This is a genomic window from Amycolatopsis sp. FBCC-B4732 (assembly GCF_023008405.1).
Lineage (GTDB): Bacteria > Actinomycetota > Actinomycetes > Mycobacteriales > Pseudonocardiaceae > Amycolatopsis > Amycolatopsis pretoriensis_A.
In genome coordinates, this window is the sequence record NZ_CP095376.1 from 2,273,665 (window position 1) to 2,288,290 (window position 14,626).

Sequence of the window (14,626 nt, forward strand, 5' to 3'; positions counted from 1 at the left end):
TTCCCGGCGCCACCCGACAACCAGTCGAGAAAAGGCTCGTGAACGGGCACGCGGTACGGCGGGGGTTCGAATGCGGGTGGGGGTGCGCCCGGATTCGAAACGATCACGTTGTCGGCGCGCCCCACGAGGATGGCGTTCCGCGCGTCGCCCGTGAAATCGTTCTTGATCTGGCGCTCGCTCACATCACTCCCTGGTGCCCGGCTGCGGGGAAACGCTAGCACTGCGCCCCGATTTCGGTTTCGGGTTCCCGGGAAGTCAATTAAGAGAATTGCGTAGCTTGATGTATCAATCGTGGTTGATGTACTCTGCTCGCGTGCCCGGTGCCGACCTCCCTCCGCCGTTCGTGCGGCTGGCCGCGGATCCGCTGCGCTGGCGGATCCTGCGGGAGCTGGCCGTGAGCGACCGCCGCGTGCGGGAGCTGGTGGGCGCGGTCGGGCAGCCGCAGAACCTGGTCTCCTACCACCTGGGCAAGCTGCGCGCGGCCGAGCTGGTGACGGCGCGGCGGAGCAGTTTCGACGGCCGCGACACCTACTACCACCTCGACCTGCGCCGGTGCGCGGACGCGCTGGCGGAGACCGGTGCCTCGCTGCACCCGGGCCTGACCGTCGTGACCGCCGAGCCGGTGGCCCGGCCGAAGGTGCTGTTCGTGTGCACCGGGAACAGCGGCCGGTCGCCGATGGCCGCGGCGTTGCTGCGGCACCGGGGCGGGGACGCGGTCAGCGCGGGCAGCCACCCGAAGCCGCTGCACCCCGACGCCGTCCGCGCGCTGGCGGAGTACGGCATCGCGCTCGCGCACGAGCCGACGCCCCTGGACGCGGTGCGGCGACGGCGGTTCGACTGGGTGATCAGCCTGTGCGACAAGGTCCGCGAAGCCTGCCCGCCGTTGCCCGGCCGGCCGCGGACGATCCACTGGAGCATCCCCGACCCGGCCCGCGAACCGGACGGCCTCGCGGCGTTCCGGCGCGTGGCGGCCGACCTCGACGACCGGATCGGGTTCCTGGTCCGGCGGTTCACCACGCCACGAGACGAGGAAGCATGACCGAAGAGCTGGTGAGTGTGCGCTACCTGGTCGACGACGTCGAGCGCGCCGTCGCGTTCTACACCGCCCGGCTCGGGTTCACCGAGCGGTTCAGCGTGCCGGCCTTCGCGGAGGTGACCCGCGGCCGGCTGCGGCTGCTGCTGAGCGGCCCGGACAGCTCCGCCGGGCGCGCGATGCCCGACGGCACGCGGCCCGGCCCCGGCGGCTGGAACCGGATCCACTTCGTCGTCGACGACCTCGACGCCGAGGTCGAGCGGCTGCGGGCGGCCGGCGTGCCGTTCCGCAGCGACGTGGTCACCGGTCCGGGCGGGCGGCAGATCGTCTTGGACGACCCGGCGGGCAACCCCGTCGAGCTGTTCCAGCCGGCTTCGGCAACGGCGTGACAGCGAGTTCGCCGCCGGCGCTGGAACGCCGCCTCGGCACGAAGGACGCCGTGGTGATCGGCCTCGGGTCGATGATCGGGGCGGGGATCTTCGCCGCGTTCGGGCCCGCCGCGAAGGCGGCGGGCACGGGCCTGCTGGTGGGCTTGGCGCTGGCCGCGGTGATCGCCTACTGCAACGCGGTCGCTTCGGCCCAGCTCGCCGCGCAGTATCCGGTGTCCGGCGGGACGTACGTCTACGGGCGCGAACGCCTCGGGCCGTGGTGGGGGTTCACCGCCGGCTGGGGGTTCGTGGTCGGCAAGACCGCGTCGTGCGCGGCGATGGCCCTGACCTTCGCCACCTACGCGGTGCCCGGCCCGGTCTGGGTGCAACGGCTGGTCGCCGTCGCGGGGGTGCTCGGCCTGACCGCGCTGAACTACCGCGGGATCACCAAGACCGTGGCGCTCACGCGGATCCTGGTCGGCACCAGCCTGCTCGCGCTGGCGGTGGTGGTGGCCGGGATCGCGGCCGGCGGCAGCGCCACGACGGCGAACCTCGGCGGCTTCTCGGCGCTGGCTTCGGGCGGGTTCTACGGGATCCTCCAGTCCGCCGGCCTGCTGTTCTTCGCGTTCGCCGGGTACGCGCGGATCGCGACGCTGGGGGAGGAGATCCGCGACCCGCGGCGGACCATCCCCCGCGCGATCCCGATCGCGCTGGCCCTGGCGGTGGTGGTCTACCTCGTCGTGGCGGTCGCGGCCCTGCTCGCCGCCGGGCCGGACGGCCTGGCGAACGCGGCCGCCCCGCTCGTCGCCGCCCTCGACGGCGCCGGAGCCGGCGCGCTGACCCCCGCGGTCCGCGTCGGCGGCGCACTGGCCGCCCTCGGCGCACTGCTCGCCCTGATCGCCGGCATCGGCCGCACCGGCCTGGCGATGGCCCGCGAGCGCGACCTGCCCACGTGGCTGGCGGCGGTCCACCCGAAGTACCGGGTACCGCACCACGCCGAACTCGCGCTGGCCGCGGTCGTGTCGGTGCTCGTGCTGACGGTGGACCTGCGCGGGGTGATCGGCTTCAGCTCGTTCGGCGTCCTGGTCTACTACGCGGTCGCCAACGCGTCGGCGTTCACGCAGGAGCCGTCGGACCGGCGGTGGCCGCGGTGGCTGAACGTCGTGGGCCTGCTCGGCTGCGTGCTGCTCGTGGCCACGTTGCCGTGGGTGTCGGTCTGTGCGGGGGTGGCGGTGTTCGTGGTGGGGGTGGCCGGCCGTGCGGTGGTCCGGCGGCGCCTGGCGGATTCTGGCTGAGCAGGCGATCGGGTGCGTGCTGCTCGTCGCGACGTTGCCGTGGGTGCCCGTCTGCGCGGGGGTGGCCGGCCGTGCGGTGGTCCGGCGGCGCCTGGCCCACCCCCGCTGACCAGGCGATCGATTCCCTTTCCCGCTCGCCGGAGTCTTCCTCTCGACGGTGCGGCCCGCCGGAGTGGCCGTCCGAGAAGGAGAGCTACAGCCGTGAGTCTTCCCGCCACCATGCGTGCCCTGCTGCAGACCTCGCTGGACGGACCGCAGGACCTGCACCTGGTCGCCGACGCCCCGGTGCCGGCACCCGGCCGGGGCGAGGTCCTGATCCGGGTCGCCGCCGCCGGGGTCAACTTCGCCGACCTCTCGAAGGCCCGCGGCACCTTCCGGGACGGTCCGCGGCCGCCCTACGCGGCGGGCTTCGAGGCGGCGGGCGAGGTCGTGGCGCTGGGGGAGGCGGTGACCGGCCCGCCGCCCGGAACGTGCGTCGCCGGGGTCGGAGCCGGGGCCTTCGCCGAGTACATGGTCCTGCCCGCGGCGGCGGCGCTGCCGGTGCCGGCCGGCTGGAGCGCCGGACAGGCGCTGGGCCTGGTCGTGAACTGGCCGACCGCGATCGCCGCGCTCAAGCCGCTCGGGCGGGTCGCGGCCGGCGAGACCGTCCTCGTCCACGCCGCGGCCGGCGCCACCGGCCAAGCCGCGGTGATCGTGGCCAAGCACCTCGGCGCGACCGTCGTCGCCACCGCGTCGCCGGGCAAGCACGAGACCGTGCTGGCGCTGGGGGCCGACCACGTCCTGGACTCCCGGGCGGGCGATCTCGCCGCCGAGATGCGGCGCCTGACCGGCGGCGCCGATCTGGTGCTGGAATCGGCGGGCGGAGCCACGTTCGCCGCGAGCCTGGCCGCGGCGAAGCCGGTCACCGGCCGGGTGGTCGTCTACGGTCTGGCGGGCGGCGAAGCCGCGCTCACCAACTGGGACCTGGTGTACCGGTACCCGGTCCACGTCATCGGCCTCAACATCGGCACGCTGAGTCAGGCCGCGCCCCGGATCTTCGCGGAGGTCATCGGCGAGGTGATGACGCTCGTCGAATCCGGCGTCCTCACCCCCGGGCGGCCCACCACCTACGGACTGGCCGACGGCCCGGACGCGCTCGCGGACCTCGAGGCCAGGGCGACCGTCGGCAAACTCGCCCTGGTGCCGTGAGCCGGGTGAGAACGTCGACCGGGCGGGACGAGGACCGGTTCACCGCCGAAACCGCGGGTTTCCGCCGGGAGCTGCTGGCGCACTGCTACCGCATGACCGGCTCGGCGCACGACGCCGAGGACCTGGTGCAGGAGACCTACCTGCGGGCGTGGCGGTCCCGCGGCGGCTTCGAGGGCCGGGCGTCGATCCGGTCGTGGCTCTACGCGATCGCGACCAACGTCTGCCTGACCGCGCTGGAGCCACGCCGGAACCGGGTGCTGCCCTCGGGCTTGAGCGACCCCTACGACGGACCCGCCCGCCCGCCGGCGCAGGTCCCGCCGGGCGAAGTCTCGTGGCTGGAACCGCTGGCCGAGCACCTGGTGGCCGACCCGGCGGTGGTGGCGGCCGGGCGCGAATCCCTGCGGCTCGCGCTCGTCGTCAGCCTGCAGCACCTGCCCGCACGCCAGCGCGCGATCCTGATCCTGCGTGAAGTGCTCGCGTTCACCGCGCCCGAAACGGCCCGGATCCTCGGCACCACCACGGCGGCGGTGAAGAGCGGCCTGCAGCGCGCGCGAGCCCGGCTGGACGAACTGGCGGCACCGCCCGAGGACCTGCTCGAACCGACCGACCGGCGGGCGCGCGCACTGCTGGAGGGCTACGTCGCCGCGTTCGAACGCAGCGACGTCGGCCTGCTGGAACAAGTGCTGCGCGTGGACGCCACGCTGGAGGCGACCCCGTTCCGCGACTGGTACGCCGGGCGGGTCCGGTGTCTTCAGGTGCTCGGTACCCACGTGCTGGGCGCACCGGGCGACTGGCGGATGAGCGCCACGACCGCCAACGGCCAGCCGGCCGCCGCGGTCTACCGCCGCGACCCTGCGGGGGTGCACCGGGCGCACGGCATCGTGGTGCTGGCGCCGACGAGCGGCGGGATTTCGCGCGTGGTCGAGTTCCACGACCCGGCGCTGGTCGCCGCGTTCGGCTTGGCTCGCGCTTTGCCGGGCTAGCGAGCCCGGCGCGGTTCGACGGGTTCCGGGCTGTACTCCGGCTGGCGGAAGAGGTTCCCGTACCGGTCGTCCTGGGGCGCGGTGCGCGCTTCGGGGCGGGGCTCTTCGGTGACGGGGTGGCTGAACAGCGAACTGTCCACTGTGGAAGCAGTGATCAGGGGATCCTTTCGTGGGTGCCCGCGGCGGCCGTCCCGGACCTGCGGTGCGGTCTCGGGGAATGCCCTCGGGCACCACCCAACGTACACGACGTCCTCGCGGAGTGTGTTAAGACTGGCTTCTAGCAAAGGGGCCACCGTGCACCAGCTCAGTCTCGGCGTCGTCGCGCGTTCACGGAAAGAGAACGAACGGCGGTTGCCGATCCACCCGCACCACCTCGACCGGATCGACCCCGATCTCCGGAAATCCCTCTACCTCGAACACGGCTACGGCGAACCCTTCGGCGTACCCGACGACCGGCTGGCGGCCATCGTCGCGGGGCTGCGCACGCGGGAGCAGCTCATCGCCGAGTGCGACGTCGTCCTGCTGGCCAAGCCGCTGCGCGAGGACGTCGCCGAACTGCGCCCCGGTCAGGTCCTGTGGGGCTGGCCGCACTGCGTGCAGGACGTCGAGCTGACCCAGCTGGCCGTCGACCGGCGGCTGACCGTCATCGCCTTCGAAGCGATGAACCACTGGCGGCGCGACGGCTCGTTCGGCCTGCACGTCTTCCACAAGAACAACGAGCTGGCCGGCTACTGCTCGGTCCTGCACGCACTGCAGCTGGCCGGGTCGACCGGCGACTACGGCCGCCGCCTGCGGGCGGTGGTGATCGGCTTCGGCGCGACCGCGCGCGGCTCGGTGACTGCGCTGAACGCCCACGGAATCCACGACGTCGACGTCCTCACCGCCCGCGGCCTCAGCGCGGTCGGCTCGCCGATCCACTCCGCGACGATGGTCCACATCGACCACGACGCGAACAGCAGCCCGGGCGATCTGCGCCGCAGCCACGCGCTGACCGACCACGGCCGGGTCCCGCTGGCCGGGTTCCTCGCCGAGCACGACGTCGTCGTCAACTGCGTCCTGCAGGACACTGCCGCGCCGCTGACGTTCCTGATCGAGGACGACCTCGCCGCGTTCGCGCCCGGGAGCCTCATCGTCGACGTCTCCTGCGACGAGGGCATGGGCTTCAGCTGGGCCAAGCCCACGACGTTCACCCACCCGACCTTCCCGATCGGCGACGGCGTCACGTACTACGGCGTCGACCACAGTCCGTCCTACCTGTGGAACTCGGCGACGTGGGAGATCAGCGAAGCCCTGCTGCCGCACCTGCGAGCCGTCCTTTCCGGACAGTCCACATGGGACGAGAATGAGACCGTACGGCGCGCCGTGGAGATCCAGGACGGCACGATCCGCAACCCCGCGATCCTGTCCTTCCAGAACCGTGCGCCGGACTACCCGCACCAGCGCCGCTGATCCCCGCGCACTTCATGTCGTGTCGTGGCGGATCCCGCGGAGCAGCGTGGGGTTGCCGGCGGTGGTCACGACGCTGACGGTGGTGCGGAGGTGCCGCTCGCCGGTGCGCCCTTCGACGAGGGTGTGGCCGGCGGGCGATGGCTGGTCGTGGAGCGGGCTCGGCGCCGCACGATGGTCCAGTCCGGATCGCTCGCGTGGCCGAGCGCCTACGGCCGTGACGATGGTGCCGGTGCCGCGCGAGTGATCGGCGCCCGGCCGGCGGCGACGCGGTGGGCCACACGATGGACCCGGTTGAAGAGGAAGCAGGCGTTCGGCCGGCCCGTCGGCCCCGAAGATCGTGATGCGGACGACGGCGGTCCTCCCTGGCGGAGGAGAAGGGGACGACCACGAAATACCGGCGCACCCGTTGGCGTGACAGTGCAGCGGGGCATTCATCGTCGCTCGGACGGGGGACCGAAGTGGACCAGCATGGGCCGGGGGTGTGGGAATGCTGGAAGGGCTGCTCTCGGCCGACGCGGGAGCGCTGTACGACGCCATGGTGCGGTCCGGGCCGGTGGCGCCGGACGATCCGGTGCTGGCGCCGATGCGGTGAACCCGAGCGCCTTCGAGGAGAACGCTCACCAGCACGAGGAACGCCGGCGCAGCGGCGCGAACTCTGGTTCTGAACATGGGAAAACCCCTCGTAGAAAGGAAGATTGGCGTCGGCCGCGGCCCCGGGAAAGGCGGCTCGACGCGGCAGAGCTTATGAGGGGTTCCGGTGGCAGCGCATGAGCGAATGCGGCCATTGTCCGCATGCGGACACCGGCGTCGCTCAGTCCGCGGGGTGCGCCGACGGGGGGTGCCGCGGCGGCGGTGGGGGCAGCGGCAGGTTCGGGTCGACCTCGATGCCCGCCGCGCGGAGCGAGTCGTCGAGGATGTGCCAGATCCAGCGGGTGAGCAGGTCCGCGAGCTGCGTCTTCGTGATGCCTTCCGGGGCTTCGAGCCACTGCGCGGTGCAGGAATCGACGAGACCGACGACGCCGAAGGACAGGACGCCGGCGATGCGCGTGTCGAGCTGGAACAGCGTCAGGTAGTAGTCGAACACCTGGCTGAGCTGGCGCGCGATCACGGTCTTGACGTCGGCGATGGCGTCTTCGCCCTCGCGGCGCCCGGTCTGGGCGTGCAGGATCAGGTAGCGGTACAGGTTTCCGTGGTCGGCCAGCCAGCCGGTGTGGGCGTCGACCGCGGCGGCGATCATTTCCCTGGCGCTGCCCTGGGGTTCCCACACCGGTTGCAGCGAAGCGGTGATCTCCTCGGCGGCCCGGTCGGCGACGGCCCGCGTCAGGTCGGCCGCGTCGTCGAACTGGCGGTACAGCTGCGGGCGGGCCACGCCGGCGGCCTCGGCGATGTGGGCCGCCGACACGTACGGGCCGTGTTCCTCGATCGCCCGCAGCGCGGCCTCGACGAACTCGCGGCGCCGGCGTTCGCGCTGCCCGGTCCAGCGCGCCGCGCGACCGTCGCCCGCTCGGGAAGACCTCACTTCGGGGAGCGTACCGGGCCGCAGTTAGGGGCTACGCCGTTGTAACTGTTACTTTGTGCGCCATCGAATTACCGAGAGTGCCGAATGGCTGAATCGGAGTGTGCGATGGGCGAGGCCGGCCACGAGGACCTGCCGCCGGATCGGCAGCTGCTTGCCGACTTCCGCGCCGGGAAGCCCGGCGCGGGTGACCGGCTCTTCCGGCGCCACGCGGGGGCGTTGCGCCGGGTCGCGGCGGGCTGGGGCAGACCGCCCGCGGACCGGGACGAACTGGTGGCCCAGGCGTTCACGGGCGTCCTGGCCGTGATCCGCGCCGGCGGCGGGCCGAAGGACCACCTCCACCCGTACGCGGTCGCGACGATGCGCGACCTCGCCGCTCGCTGGAGCCGGGAACGGGCCGAGCCGGCAGGCGCGGCCGGAGCCCGGCCCGCCGACCTGGTCCGGTCCGCTTTCCACACGCTGCCGGTGCGCTGGCGGGTCGTGCTGTGGAGCATCGTGGCCGAAGGCCGCACCCCGGCCGACCTGGCGCCGGTCATGGGCCTCTCGCCGAACGGCGTCGCCGAGCTGGCCGGCCGCGCCCGCGCGGGGCTGCGGCAGGCCTACCGCGAAGCCCGGCAACTCCCCGTACCCCGGACGCCCGCTTGCCAGGAAGCCCTGCGCCAGCTGGAGATCTGGCTGCGCGGTGGACGGCACGACGGCTGCGCCACGACGGTCGCGGCGCACGTCGCCGCGTGCGCGTCCTGCCGGCGAGCCGGCTGCGAAGAGCTCTTAGAGGTGTCTTTCCCCGCGCGACAGGAACTCCGATGAGCCAAGCGGAAACCACCGACGCGAGCGCGGTGCCGTTGCCGGCCACGCCGATCTTCGACTCGATCGTCGCCGAGGTCGGCCTGCGGTGGGTGGACACCGCGCCGGCGACGGCCGACGTCGCCCCGGCCGAAGGGGACAGCGACCCGGGCGAGCAAGGCCGCCACTCGACCGGCTGGTTCAGCGTCGAGGAATGACCACTCCGCCGGTCCGAAGCTGACCTCACCCCGCGCGGGTTACCTCATCCGGTGGATCTTTCACGCTCCTTGCGTCACGGGCGGCGACCGGCGCCGTCGAATTCCCGAGACCAGCGGGGAGGCGTGCGCAGTGGCCGATCGAGACCACGTCGACGAGATCGACGGAGCCGTCAGGAATCTCCGCGCCCGCTGGCGGATCGCGAGCATCACCAGCGGCTGGCGGTTCCCGAGCGACTGGGCGGTCCCCGAGGTGGACGCGGTGTGCGGGGCGGCGCTGTTCCGCGGGGACCTGGCCGGCGCGCTGCGGAACCTGGGCCGCTCGCGCGCGTGGACCGGCGCGGGGCTGGACGAGACGTTGTACGACGTCGCCGCGTTGCACGCCGTGCTGGACCGCGGCTCGGACGCCGACGGGCTGGTCTCCGCCGATCCGCACGCGGCGCCGTTCGCCATGCTCCGCGCCGTCGCGGTGGGCTGGGCCGATCTCACCGGCGAAGTGCCCGACCGCGGGGCGACCGAGTCGTTCAGCGGCTTGGCGACGGAAGGCTACCTGCGGGTGCGGCTGGGCGAGGTCTACCGGCGCGTCACGCGGATCGGCCCCGGCGCGGGGGAGTGGCCCGTGCTGCTCGCGGTCAGCGTCGATCTGTCCACGGTGGACGGCTGGTCCCGCCCGATGGCGATGGTCCTGGTCGCCGACGTCCTCCGCCGCGTCTTCGACAGCGGGGAAACCACCGCTTCGCTCGGCTGCTCGACCGCCGTCGTCCTCGCCGACCGGGAAACCGCGGTGGCGCACCGGATCACGAGCGCGCGCCGCCAGATCGCCGATCGGCTGCGCGGTGATCCACAGCTTGTCACCGCGGCGCACCCGGAGGTCCGGGTGCACCGCCTGCCCGACACGCTGCCCGCGGCACACGACCTGCTGCACCGGATCGCCGGCCGCTGAGACCGCGTTCCCCCGGGCGGGGGATGCGGTCGACACCGGCCCGGTGGCGCGTCGTTTCGCTTGCACGGCAGGGATTTCCGGGCGCGAGGTGCCTGCTCGGCGCTCCGGTGCGCAGTGCTAGAGTCGCCGGGCCCGGGAGGTGGCACTCCCGTCGGTCAGGGGGGAACCTGTCTTTCGCTGTTGACCTAAGGATTGCCGGAATGGAAGAACGGGCTGCGCTCCAGGCGGCCTCCCGTCGTCGCATCGCGAACGTCAGCCGCAGCTTGGCGGACGCGCGGCTGGCGGCCGACGACGACGTGGTCCGGGTGCACGCGGCGCGGTTGGAGCACGCCTTCGACCTCGCGCTGCGGTCCACCTTGGACGAAGGGCTGCCGAAGCTGGGGCGGGACGCGATTCCCCGGCCCCGCAAGCTGTAGCCGTGCCGGAATGTCCACTTTGTACGGCTGCGCTCACCCCAGCCGGGCGGCGCGGGTCAGCAGGTGGCGCCGCTCGGGCTCGCTGGTGGTGCGCCGGGCCGCTTCCTGGTAACCGGCGCGCGCCGCGCCGGGGTCGCCGGCCAGCTCCAGCAGGTGGGCCCGGACGGACACGAGGTGGTGGGAGGCGCCGAGGCGCTCGTCGGCCGAAAGGGCGTCGAGCAGGGCCAGCCCGGCCGCCGGTCCGTGCACCTCGGCCACCGCCACCGCCCGGTTGAGCGTCACCGTCGGGTTGGGTGCCACGTGCTCCAGAACCGTGTACAGGGCCAGGATCTGCCGCCAATCCGTGTCGCCGGAGGTCGCGGCCTCGTCGTGGACGGCGGCGATGGCGGCTTGCAGCTGGTACGGGCCGACCGGGCCCTCCGCCAGGGCGCCGGTCACCAGCGCCACGCCCTCGGCGATGGCGACGGCGTCCCAGCGCGTCCGGTCCTGTTCGCTCAGCGGCACCAGCGATCCGTCCGCGGCCGTGCGGGCTTCGCGGCGGGCGTCGGTCAGCAGCAACAGCGCCAGCAGCCCGGCCACCTCGCCGTCGCCGGGGACCAGCCGGTGCAGCTCGCGGGCCAGCCGGATGGCTTCGGCCGTCAGCTCGGCCCGCACCAGCCGCGTTCCCGACGTCGCCGTGTAGCCCTCGTTGAAGACGAGGTAGACGACGTGGAGCACGACACCGAGCCGCGCCGCCTGCTCGGCCGGCGGCGGCAGCGCGAAAACCGCCCCGGCGGCCTTGATGCGCTGCTTCGCCCGGCTGATGCGCTGCGCCATGGTCGCCTCGGGCACGAGGAACGCGCGGGCGATCTCGGCGGTCGACAGGCCGCCGACGGCCCGCAGGGTCAGCGCGATCTGCGACGGCGGCGTCAGCGCCGGGTGGCAGCACAGGAACAGCAGCGTGAGGGTGTCGTCGGGGTACGCCTCGCCGCCGTCGGGCGGGGCCGGCGTGCGGATCGCGTCGGCCTCCTCCCGGCGGCGGCGGGCGGCGTCGCTGCGCACCTGGTCGGCGAGGCGCCGCGACGCCACCGTCACCAGCCAGGCCCGGGGGTTCTCCGGCCACCCCTCGACCGGCCACTGGGTGCTGGCCGCCACCAGCGCCTCCTGGACGGCGTCCTCGCACGCGTCGAAGAGGCCGTAGCGGCGCACCAGCACCCCGAGCACCTCCGGGACCAGCCGCCGGACGGCCTGCCAGCCGGTCACGGTTCGACGTTCGCCTCGTGCATGAGCGGCCGGACCTCGACACCCCAGTAGCGCGCCGACGGGCTGCGCGCCGCGATCTCGAGCGCCCGGTCCAGGTTGTCGCAGTCGATGATCGAGAAGCTGCCCAGGAACTCTTTGGCCTCGGCGTAGGGGCCGTCGGTCACCACCGGTGTCCCGCCGGTGACCCGGACCATCTTGGTGTTCACCTCGTCGGCGACGCCGTACGCGCCGATCAGCTCACCCGACTCGAACAGCTCCTGGTTGAGGGCGTCGGTCTCGCGGATGAGCTCCGCGAGCGTCTCCGCGCCCACCGAGGTGAAGGCTTCCTCGTTGCCGTAGATCAGCAGCATGAACTTCATCGCTCGCTCCTCTCAGCCCCGGCCCGGCCCGACGAGTTCGCCGCCGGCACCGCGGTCGTCCAGCACCAGTTTCGACCGCCCGGCGACGGTATAGCGGATGTGCGTCACGCCGGGCGCGTCGACGACCCGGGCCGGGACCAGCTCGATGCCGTCGTCCGCCCCGAGCCCGAGCCCGGCGTCGAACAGGCGCTGGCCGTCGCCCAGCAGCACGGGGGCGATGTGCAGCTCGAGCTGGTCGAGCAGCCCGGCGGCGAGCACCTGCCGCAGGAGCTCCCCGCCACCGGCGACCGCCACGTCCTTGGCGCCGGCGGCGGCCTTGGCCAGCTCGACGGCCCGCTCGAGCCCGTCGGTGACGAAGGTGAAGGACGTCCCGCCCCGGCGTTCGAGCACCTCCCGCGGCCGGTGGGTGACGACGAAGACCGGCGCCTGGAACGGCGGCTCCTCGCCCCAGGGGACTTCGCCGGCGTCGAACATGCGCCGTCCCATGACGTAGGCACCGGCCGCGGCGAAGGTCTCCGCGACGATTTCGGAGTCGACCGACTGCTCGCCGCCGGCGAAGCCCTGCCGCTCCCGCCAGGCCATGGCGTCGACGGCCCAGCGGGTGACGCGGAAGAAGCCGGGCGCTTCCGGCCCGCCCATCCAGCCGCTCATGTCGCCGGGATCCCGCGGGTCGCGCGGTCCGGTGTAGAAGCCGTCGAGGGACACCGACATCTGGGCGGTCACCTTGGTCATCGTTCGCACCTCTCGTGGGGGCGGCCCGGTTCGGCCGCCGCTGCCCCACAGTCGGAGCCGCCGGCCGGTTCTCGACATGCCCCGCGGAAAAATTTCGCGCGACCGCGAAATCAGGGTGCGGGCAGCTCGACGAGCTGGGTCAACGCACCGGCGTCGGCCGTGCTGTGGCGGGCCGGCTCGGTGAAGAACCGTGCCACGTGGGCGGTCGCGAGGTGGGTCCGGAAGGCGTCGGTGTCGGCGTGGATCTCGTAGGGGGGGAACGCGGCGGGGTCCGCGGCGTCGCGGTAGGACCGGAACTCCCGGCAGCCGGGCTCGCGCGGCACCGCCGCGGTGAGCGTCGTGATCGCGGCGGCGAGGTCGTCCTCGTGACCCCGGATCGCCCGGACGACGGCCACCATCGGCCGTTCGCCGGGCGGGAGGCCGGTGGCGACCTCGGGCGTGAACCGCCGGTCGCCGGTGGTCACGGGACCACGACCGGGGTGCCGGGCAGGGCCAGGCGGACGTCGACCTCCGGGGCGATCCGCGCGACGGCGTCGGCGTAGCGCCGCGGGTCCCGGTCGCCCTTGGTGATCATCCGGTCGCCCAGCCGGCCGCTGTGGAAGGAGTAGTGGTGCGGGACGGCCACGGCCGGCTTCAGCGCGGCCGTCAGCCCGGCCGCCTCTTCGGCGTCCATGACCACCTGCTGCAGGTTCATGGGGCGGATGCACAGGCCGTTCGTCGGCAGGATCGCCAGGTCGACGGGGCCGAACCGGTCCGGGATCGTGTCCAGTTCCGGCACGCGCAGCGAGTCGCCGCCGAAGAAGACCGTGCGGCCGCCCGCTTGGAGGACGAACGTGACTTCGTGGACGCCGTGCTTGCCGGGCGTCGCCGTCACGGTCAGGTCGCCGACCGTCGCGACTTCCCACGCCTCGACGGTGCAGACGTCGCGGAAACCCTTGTCCCGCGCGATCGCCGCGACGGTGCCGGGCCCGACCAGCGGGGTGGCGAGGTCGAAGCCACCGGCGACCAGCCCGTCGAGGTCGCAGTGGTCGTAGTGCTCGTGGCTGACCACCACGGCGTCGACGCGGCCCAGCGCCTCGACGGTCGAGGCGACCGGTTCGCCCTGGTAGTAGGTCGCGGTCTGGGTGAACCACGGGTCGGTCAGCACGCGGATGCCGCCGAATTCGATCAGCTGGCAGGCGTGCCCGATCCGGGTCACGCGCAACGGGGTGCTCATGGTGGTTCTCCTTGCGAGGTGGGTGGTCAGTGGTTGCCGAGGTCGAGCAGCGCGCCGAGCAGTTCTTCCGGCGTCTCGACCTGCGGCAGGTGGCCGGTGCGGGGGAGCAGGGTGAACACGGACATCGGGATCGCCGCGGCGTAGGCCTTGCCGTACTCGGGGTCGACGATGCCGTCGCTTTCGCCCCAGATGACGTGCACGGGGAGCTCGATCTCCCCGAGCCGCGCGGCGAGCGCCGGGTCCGTCATCGCGGGGCCGGCGTACCCGACCAGCGCGCGCACGTCGGGGCTCGGTCCGGTGCCACCGCCGCTCGGCGGCACCGGGGCCTTGCTCGGGTCGTGGAAGGAATGCGCCCGGATCTCCGCCGGGGCGAGGCCGCTGATGTCGGTCAGCGGGTGGCCCTCGACCTCGATGCCGATCGCGTTGATGAGCACCGCGCCGCTGACCCGGGGGCTCTTCAGCAGGGCGATTTCGGCGGCCAGCCAGCCGCCGAAGGAGTTGCCGATCACCGTGACGTCGGTGAGGCCGAGCTCGTCGAGCAGCGAGACGTACATCCGGGCCAGCGCGGTGACGTCGGTGAGGCCGTCGGCCTTGGGGGTGCCGCCGAAGCCGGGGTGGGTGGGCAGCAGCACGCGGGAGTGGGTGCGTTCGGCGAGCAGGTCGGCGAAGCCGGTCATCGTCGCGACGCCGCCACCGCCGTGCAGCAGCAGGTACGGACGGGTGCGGTCACGGTCCTGGAGGGTCACTTCGCCCAGGTCGAGCGCGTGGGTTTCGGTGCGGGCGGGCCGGAGCGAACCGGCGGCGGGGAGCGTCATGGTTCTCCTTGGTCTGGGCTACCTAAGGAAGCTTATATAAGGTTCCTTAGGTAAGCAAGCTGGCCTCGGCTGA

Annotated in this window: 18 protein-coding genes; 10 read left to right on the top strand and 8 right to left on the bottom strand. The window is 73.2% G+C overall.

Features of this window, described 5'->3' with window-relative positions; all coding sequences use genetic code 11:
• The first annotated feature begins 313 nt into the window (after positions 1 to 313).
• The 5 genes from MUY14_RS09725 (at position 314) to MUY14_RS09745 (ending at position 4,867) form a co-directional block, all read left to right on the top strand.
• Positions 314 to 1,039: an ArsR family transcriptional regulator gene (locus MUY14_RS09725; RefSeq protein ID WP_396126769.1), complete on the top strand. Its 726-nt coding sequence runs from the start codon at positions 314 to 316 to the stop codon at positions 1,037 to 1,039.
• The gene (locus MUY14_RS09730) at positions 1,036 to 1,422 is read left to right on the top strand and encodes a VOC family protein (RefSeq protein WP_247022595.1); all 387 of its coding nucleotides are present in this window, start codon (positions 1,036 to 1,038) and stop codon (positions 1,420 to 1,422) included. Before MUY14_RS09725 ends, MUY14_RS09730 begins: the two co-directional genes overlap by 4 nt.
• 71 nt (positions 1,423 to 1,493) lie before the next feature.
• Positions 1,494 to 2,696: an APC family permease gene (locus tag MUY14_RS09735; RefSeq protein ID WP_247025095.1), complete on the top strand. Its 1,203-nt coding sequence runs from the start codon at positions 1,494 to 1,496 to the stop codon at positions 2,694 to 2,696.
• Positions 2,697 to 2,897: 201 nt separating this feature from the next.
• On the top strand, positions 2,898 to 3,884 hold the full coding sequence (locus MUY14_RS09740) for a zinc-binding dehydrogenase (protein WP_247022596.1): 987 nt from the start codon (positions 2,898 to 2,900) through the stop codon (positions 3,882 to 3,884).
• Entirely contained in the window at positions 3,881 to 4,867 is a 987-nt protein-coding gene (locus tag MUY14_RS09745) for an RNA polymerase subunit sigma-70 (protein WP_247022598.1), read from the top strand. Before MUY14_RS09740 ends, MUY14_RS09745 begins: the two co-directional genes overlap by 4 nt.
• Here the strand turns inward: MUY14_RS09745 and MUY14_RS09750 are convergent.
• Positions 4,864 to 5,007, bottom strand: coding sequence for a hypothetical protein (locus tag MUY14_RS09750; RefSeq protein WP_247022599.1), 144 nt, complete (start codon positions 5,005 to 5,007; stop codon positions 4,864 to 4,866). The genes MUY14_RS09745 and MUY14_RS09750 overlap by 4 nt on opposite strands.
• A 154-nt stretch (positions 5,008 to 5,161) precedes the next feature.
• Here MUY14_RS09750 and MUY14_RS09755 point away from each other — a divergent pair, with 154 nt between their 5' ends.
• Positions 5,162 to 6,316, top strand: coding sequence for a N(5)-(carboxyethyl)ornithine synthase (locus MUY14_RS09755; RefSeq protein WP_247022601.1), 1,155 nt, complete (start codon positions 5,162 to 5,164; stop codon positions 6,314 to 6,316).
• An 811-nt stretch (positions 6,317 to 7,127) separates the two neighbouring features.
• On the opposite strand, the gene MUY14_RS09760 is transcribed toward MUY14_RS09755, so the two are convergent.
• Complete coding sequence (locus MUY14_RS09760) at positions 7,128 to 7,835, bottom strand: TetR/AcrR family transcriptional regulator (protein WP_247022602.1); 708 nt, start codon at positions 7,833 to 7,835, stop codon at positions 7,128 to 7,130.
• Positions 7,836 to 7,940: 105 nt separating this feature from the next.
• On the opposite strand from MUY14_RS09760, the gene MUY14_RS09765 reads away from it, so the two are divergent.
• The 4 genes from MUY14_RS09765 (at position 7,941) to MUY14_RS09780 (ending at position 10,189) form a co-directional block, all read left to right on the top strand.
• Positions 7,941 to 8,639, top strand: a complete 699-nt coding sequence (locus MUY14_RS09765) for an RNA polymerase sigma factor (protein ID WP_247022603.1) — start codon at positions 7,941 to 7,943, stop codon at positions 8,637 to 8,639.
• Positions 8,636 to 8,833, top strand: a complete 198-nt coding sequence (locus MUY14_RS09770) for a hypothetical protein (protein WP_247022605.1) — start codon at positions 8,636 to 8,638, stop codon at positions 8,831 to 8,833. The genes MUY14_RS09765 and MUY14_RS09770 overlap by 4 nt, the downstream gene beginning before the upstream one ends.
• A 130-nt stretch (positions 8,834 to 8,963) precedes the next feature.
• Positions 8,964 to 9,773 carry a GGDEF domain-containing protein gene (locus MUY14_RS09775; RefSeq protein WP_247022606.1) on the top strand — a complete coding sequence of 270 codons (810 nt, stop codon included), beginning with the start codon at positions 8,964 to 8,966 and terminating at the stop codon, positions 9,771 to 9,773.
• A 200-nt stretch (positions 9,774 to 9,973) separates the two neighbouring features.
• On the top strand, positions 9,974 to 10,189 hold the full coding sequence (locus tag MUY14_RS09780; protein WP_247022608.1) for a hypothetical protein: 216 nt from the start codon (positions 9,974 to 9,976) through the stop codon (positions 10,187 to 10,189).
• Between the two features lie 33 nt (positions 10,190 to 10,222).
• Here the strand turns inward: MUY14_RS09780 and MUY14_RS09785 are convergent, their stop codons facing one another.
• From MUY14_RS09785 to MUY14_RS09810, 6 genes are all read right to left on the bottom strand, one after another.
• Positions 10,223 to 11,431 (bottom strand): RNA polymerase sigma factor, encoded by a 1,209-nt coding sequence (locus MUY14_RS09785; protein WP_247022610.1) that lies wholly within the window; start codon positions 11,429 to 11,431, stop codon positions 10,223 to 10,225.
• Positions 11,428 to 11,790, bottom strand: a complete 363-nt coding sequence (locus MUY14_RS09790; protein ID WP_247022612.1) for a YciI family protein — start codon at positions 11,788 to 11,790, stop codon at positions 11,428 to 11,430. The genes MUY14_RS09785 and MUY14_RS09790 overlap by 4 nt, the downstream gene beginning before the upstream one ends.
• 12 nt (positions 11,791 to 11,802) lie before the next feature.
• Positions 11,803 to 12,522: a dihydrofolate reductase family protein gene (locus MUY14_RS09795; protein WP_247022613.1), complete on the bottom strand. Its 720-nt coding sequence runs from the start codon at positions 12,520 to 12,522 to the stop codon at positions 11,803 to 11,805.
• Between the two features lie 110 nt (positions 12,523 to 12,632).
• Complete coding sequence (locus MUY14_RS09800; RefSeq protein ID WP_247022614.1) at positions 12,633 to 12,986, bottom strand: putative quinol monooxygenase; 354 nt, start codon at positions 12,984 to 12,986, stop codon at positions 12,633 to 12,635.
• Complete coding sequence (locus MUY14_RS09805) at positions 12,983 to 13,738, bottom strand: MBL fold metallo-hydrolase (protein ID WP_247022615.1); 756 nt, start codon at positions 13,736 to 13,738, stop codon at positions 12,983 to 12,985. The genes MUY14_RS09800 and MUY14_RS09805 overlap by 4 nt, the downstream gene beginning before the upstream one ends.
• A 26-nt stretch (positions 13,739 to 13,764) precedes the next feature.
• Entirely contained in the window at positions 13,765 to 14,553 is a 789-nt protein-coding gene (locus MUY14_RS09810; protein ID WP_247022616.1) for an alpha/beta fold hydrolase, read from the bottom strand.
• Between the last annotated feature and the right edge of the window lie 73 nt (positions 14,554 to 14,626).